Raw genomic sequence first — 4,820 nt, forward strand, 5'->3', positions numbered from 1 at the left:
ACCAGGTGTGGATCCTCGGCCGGCGCACGCCCGTGGTGGCGTCGGATGGCGCACCGATGCAGCCGCTGCGCGCGGACTTCAAGTCCGGTTTCGTGGTGAGCGAGGTCGCGGGCGAACCGTGGCGCGTCTATGCCGCCACCGATGCCAGCGGCCGCATCCAGGTGCAGTCCGGCATGTCGCAGTCGGCGATGAAGGCCGAACTCGCGCACTGGGTGAAGATCAGCCTGTGGAGCGGCATCGGCATCCTGCTCATGCTCGGGGCCATCGTGGGCCTGGCCATCCACTGGAGCCTGCGTCCGATGAACCGCCTGCGCCGCGAGATGGCGCAGCGCGAGCCTCACGACCTGGCTCCCTTGCCCGCCTCCGGGCTGCCGCGCGAGATCCGGCCACTGGTGGATTCGTTCAACCTGTTGCTCGAACGCCTCTCGGAGGCGATGCGCGGCGAACGCCAGTTCCTGGCCGACGCCGCGCACGAGTTGCGGACGCCGCTGGCTGCGCTGCTGACGCAGACGCAGGTCGCCATGCGCGCCGGCAGCCAGGCGGACGCGCAGGCCGCGCTGGCCCAGCTGGCGCATGGCATCCAGCGCACGTCGCGGCTGGCGCAGCAGCTGCTCGACTCGGCACGCGTGGACGCGTCGCCGCTGCGCGAGGATCGACCCGTCGTCGCGCTCCCCGACGTAGTGACGATGGTCGCGCGCGAGTTCGAATCGATGGCGAGCCGCCGACAGCAGACGCTCGCGCTCCATGCCGAGCCCGCCAGCGTGCGGGGCGACCTCGACGATCTCGGCATCCTGGTGCGCAACCTGCTGGACAACGCAGTCCGCTACGGCGGCGACGGCGCGCGCATCGAGATCGCCTGCGGCACCGACGACGGAGGCGCGACCGCCTGGGTCAGGGTGCGGGACAACGGCCCCGGCGTGCCCGCAGACGAGCGCGAACGCATCTTCGAGCGCTTCTTCCGGGGGAGCCAGGGCAATGGCGAACGCGGCAGCGGCATCGGCCTGTCGCTGGTCGACCGCATCGCACGCGCACACGATGCGCGCATCACGGTGGAAGACGGCATCGCCGGACGGGGATTCGGTTGCCGCGTCGCGTTCCGCGCGGCACCCGACGCCTGATGCGGCGACGCGGCGCTATTCGCCGCGCCACCACGGTTGCGTGTCGGCGGGCCCCGCGATCGACAGCGGTTGGCCGATCACCGGAGTGGCGATGGCGACCCCCGCGTCCTGCGACAGGGCGTACAGCGTTTCCATGGGTTCGCTCCAGCCATGGAAGGCSAGGTCGAAGGTGCTGTTGTGGATGGGCACCAGCGATCGGCCGCCCAGATCGCGATGCGCCTGCAGCGTCTGCGCGGGCAGCATGTGTACGTCCTGCCAGCGGCGGTCRTAGGCGCCGCACTCCAGCAAGGTGATGTCGAACGGCCCCAKGCGCTCGCCGATGGTGCGGAAACCGTCGAAGTAGCCGGTATCGCCACTGAAAAAGACCTTCAACTCGTCCGTCCGGATCACCCACGACGCCCACAGCGTGGCGTTGCGGTCCAACAGCGTGCGGCCGGAGAAATGCTGCGACGGCGTCGCCGTGAAGCGCACGCCATCGCGTTCCACTTCGTCCCACCAGTCAAGCTGACGCACCTTGTCGCGGGGCACGCCCCACCTGACCAGCCGGTCGCCCACGCCGAGCGGCGTCAGGAATACCTCCGTCTTCGCCGCCAGCGCGCGCACCGTGTCGCGGTCCAGATGGTCGTAGTGATCGTGCGACAACACCACGGCCGCCAGCGGTGGCAATGCATCGAGGGCGATCGGCGGCGCGTGGAAGCGCTTGGGACCCGCCCACTGGACGGGCGAGGCGCGCTCGGAGAACACCGGATCGGTCAGCCAGAACCGGCCGCCGAGCTTCAGCAGGACGGTCGAATGTCCGAGCCGGTACAGCGTGCCATCCGCCGCGGCGTCCAACTGCGCACGGGACAGCGACTGGACCGGAATGGCACCCGTCGGCACGGTACCGGCCGGTTTGCCGCCGACCAGGAAGTCCCACCAGAGCTTGCCGGTATCGCGCCAACCGAGCGCACGCGGCTTGCGTTCGTTCTGGAAGCCGTCCTCGCCGAACTGCGGCGATTGCGGGTAGGACAGCGTGGCGCAGCCGGACAGGCCCGCGTAGGCGAAGGCCGTGGCGGACACGCAGGCCGCCGCCGCGATGCGCTTCAGGCGTTTTCCCCGGCGAGGCATCGGGGTGGACGGATCAGCCATCGTGGCCGCTCCTCGACGTGGGGAATACGTACTGGACCATCGTGGCCGCACCGGCCTGCCCGGGCAGCATCATCTGGACATCGCCCTGCCCCACGGGCACCTGCCAGCGGAGATCGACGCAGCCGAGCTGCGATGCCGTGCGACGCGCTTCGGCGAGCAACTGCGTGGCGACGTCCGAGGGGCGCGCGCTGGCGGGTACGAAGAGCGCTTCGAGATTGAGGTAATACGCCCGGTCGAGCATCGAGAATCCCACCGTGGCGAAGGCATAACCCGCGGGCTCCCGGCGGCGCTCCGCGATCCACGCCCACGCGCGCAGCGGTGGTTCGAACAAGGCTTCCATCAGCTCCAGCACGCCGGCGCCGGCGCGGGTACCGGAGGTTTCGGGCAGTTCCGCCCGCTGGCGGTCGCACAGTTGCATCAGCACCGCGGCGTGCGCCCGGGTGACGCGACGGATATCGATGCCGTCATCGGCCGATGCGTGGCTCCACGGCGGATCCTGCGGTGCGGGAAGGTGGGCCACGGGTACCGGGCGAAACAATGTCGCCGTCCCCGCGCGCGAAAGTCGTGCATTCATGGGAGCTCCAAGGGTTAGGGAAACCGCGATCAGAATCCGCGCGAGATGCCGACGAAGAGCGACGTGCTGCGGTCCTTGCCCTCCTCGACCAACGGGCTGTCCTGCAGCGCGTCGGGCAAGGCTCGGTATTCCACGTTGCCCACCAGCGCCCAGCGTCTGGCGAAGGGATGGACCAGGGTCAGGCTGGCGCGCGGCACCGTAGCCGCACCGGGACGGTAGGCCGCCACGCCGCGTGCAACCTCTTCATCGAGGATGCCGTAGTAGTAATCCGCCAGGTCCGCCGACAGGCGGATGGCGCCCACCGACGGCACCAGGGTCGAGCGACCGAGCGCCAGCGGATAGCTGTAGTCGAGGGCGACCGCGTAGCCGTCGCTGGTACCGGTCACATCGACGCGCGCGTCCAGGTCGAGCTTGCCGCCCGCCCCCTTCCAGCTCGCACCGACGCCGATGTCGACACTGTCGTCGCGATCGGACAGCAGCCGGCGGTCCACACCGCGACGCGCGAGTTCGGCGATGCCGAAGTCATCCGCATCCAGCCCATCCAGGCGACCCGCGATGAAGGTGCGCAGTTCGAAACGATCGTCCACGTGGACGCGGTAGCCCAGTGCCGCGCCACGCAGGTAGACACGTTCGCCGTCGTAGGCGAGGTTGGGATACAGGCGCGTCCGCGTGCCTTCGCCCGCGTACTCGCTGTCGCGGTGCACGACAGCCAGGCCGGCGCTCCAGCGCGACGGCAACTGGTCCTGCGCCTTGGCATCGGTGCGCTCGACGACCTGGGCGAACGCGGAGAAGGGCAACAGCAGCAACAGCGGTGTGCAGGCACGCAGCAGACTCATGGAAACCTCGGCGGTGGGGGACCGGATTGCCCGGCCCGCCCATGCTCGCGCGGGATGTTTAAGAACTCCTTAAGTCAACGCGTGTCCACTGCACCTCGCCTCATTGCATCCGCGGAAGGTCGAACACCAGCACCTCGGCACCGATGCCGCGTTCGATGGTGACCAGCGGCTCCGCGTCGTACAGCAGCGCATCACCCGCCTTCAGGGGCTTCCCGTTGACGGTCGCCTCGCCACGCGCCACGTGCACGTAGCCGAGCCGGCCGTCGGCGAGCGGCAGTTCGGCCTTTTCGCTGCCATCGAACAGACCGACGTACATGCGCGCATCCTGGTGGATGCGGACCGACCCATCGGCGCCATCGGGACTGACCGCCAGGCGCAGGCGGCCCTGTTTCTCGGTCGCGGGAAAGGACTTCTCCTCGTACGACGGCTCGACACCCTGCCGATCGGGAATGATCCAGATCTGCAGGAAGTGCGTGGCACCGGACGCGTTGTAATTGAACTCGGAGTGCTGCACGCCGGTGCCGGCGCTCATGCGCTGCACATCACCGGGCACGATGCTGGAGCTGTTGCCCATCGAGTCCTTGTGGCCCAGCGCACCTTCCAGCACGTAGCTGATGATTTCCATGTCGCGGTGGCCGTGTTCGCCGAAGCCGCGCCCCGCGGCCACGCGATCCTCGTTGATGACGCGCAGCGGGCCCCAGTGGACGTGCTTGTCATCGAAGTAGTTGGCGAAGGAGAAGCTGTGCCACGAATCCAGCCAACCGTGATTGGCATGGCCGCGGGCCTCGGCAGGGCGGAGGGTGATCATGGCGAAACTCCTTGGGTGGTGGACAGGGTACGAAGCTTGGGTGCTATCAAAAATGGAATAAACCCAGCCAATCTCAATTGTTTGTCCTATTTGTGAACTTAATTGGATTCGAAACCCGCAATCCCGCCGGCGGATGGGACGACGCCCGATGCACGGTCGAAGCGGTACAGGGTCGGGGCTGCGTCATTGTGTCGCGATGAAGTGCGCATCACGCGGACGCCTGCCTGCATTCGCGCCACGACGGGCCGGCTGCATTAAACTTGCGCGGTTCCCGCTCGAGCGCTCGTCTTCATGCCCTTCGTCGTCACCGAAAACTGCATCAAGTGCAAGTACACCGACTGCGTGGAGGTCTGTCC

The 4,820-nt window shown here is 68.2% G+C and carries 5 protein-coding genes and 1 pseudogene; 2 read left to right on the forward strand and 4 right to left on the reverse strand.

Annotated elements, in window-relative coordinates; translation table 11 throughout:
- On the forward strand, positions 1-1,118 hold a 1,118-nt coding region (locus AC04L7_RS12480), incomplete at its 5' end, for an ATP-binding protein (protein WP_475513110.1).
- A gap of 15 nt (positions 1,119-1,133) precedes the next feature.
- Here AC04L7_RS12480 and AC04L7_RS12485 read toward each other — a convergent pair.
- The 4 genes from AC04L7_RS12485 to AC04L7_RS12500 all read right to left on the reverse strand — a co-directional run bounded on the left by AC04L7_RS12485 (position 1,134) and on the right by AC04L7_RS12500 (position 4,464).
- A complete protein-coding gene (locus tag AC04L7_RS12485) occupies positions 1,134-2,246 on the reverse strand; it encodes an MBL fold metallo-hydrolase (protein ID WP_475513111.1) in 1,113 nt (370 codons plus the stop codon).
- Entirely contained in the window at positions 2,239-2,766 is a 528-nt protein-coding gene (locus tag AC04L7_RS12490; RefSeq protein WP_475513112.1) for a hypothetical protein, read from the reverse strand. Before AC04L7_RS12490 ends, AC04L7_RS12485 begins: the two co-directional genes overlap by 8 nt.
- An 83-nt stretch (positions 2,767-2,849) precedes the next feature.
- On the reverse strand, positions 2,850-3,656 hold the full coding sequence (locus tag AC04L7_RS12495) for a MipA/OmpV family protein (RefSeq protein WP_299342973.1): 807 nt from the start codon (positions 3,654-3,656) through the stop codon (positions 2,850-2,852).
- Positions 3,657-3,756: 100 nt separating this feature from the next.
- Complete coding sequence (locus tag AC04L7_RS12500; protein ID WP_435999349.1) at positions 3,757-4,464, reverse strand: pirin family protein; 708 nt, start codon at positions 4,462-4,464, stop codon at positions 3,757-3,759.
- A gap of 291 nt (positions 4,465-4,755) precedes the next feature.
- On the opposite strand from AC04L7_RS12500, the pseudogene AC04L7_RS12505 reads away from it, so the two are divergent.
- Positions 4,756-4,820: pseudogene (locus AC04L7_RS12505) on the forward strand (ferredoxin); the annotation flags it as partial.

The organism is Pseudoxanthomonas sp. LjRoot204_2, assembly GCF_056175765.1.

Coding starts and splice junctions, on each gene's coding strand:
- AC04L7_RS12495 (WP_299342973.1), bottom strand. CDS start 3,656: ATGAGTCTGCTGCGTGCCTGCACACCGCTGTTGCTGCTGTTGCCCTTC.
- AC04L7_RS12500 (WP_435999349.1), bottom strand. CDS start 4,464: ATGATCACCCTCCGCCCTGCCGAGGCCCGCGGCCATGCCAATCACGGT.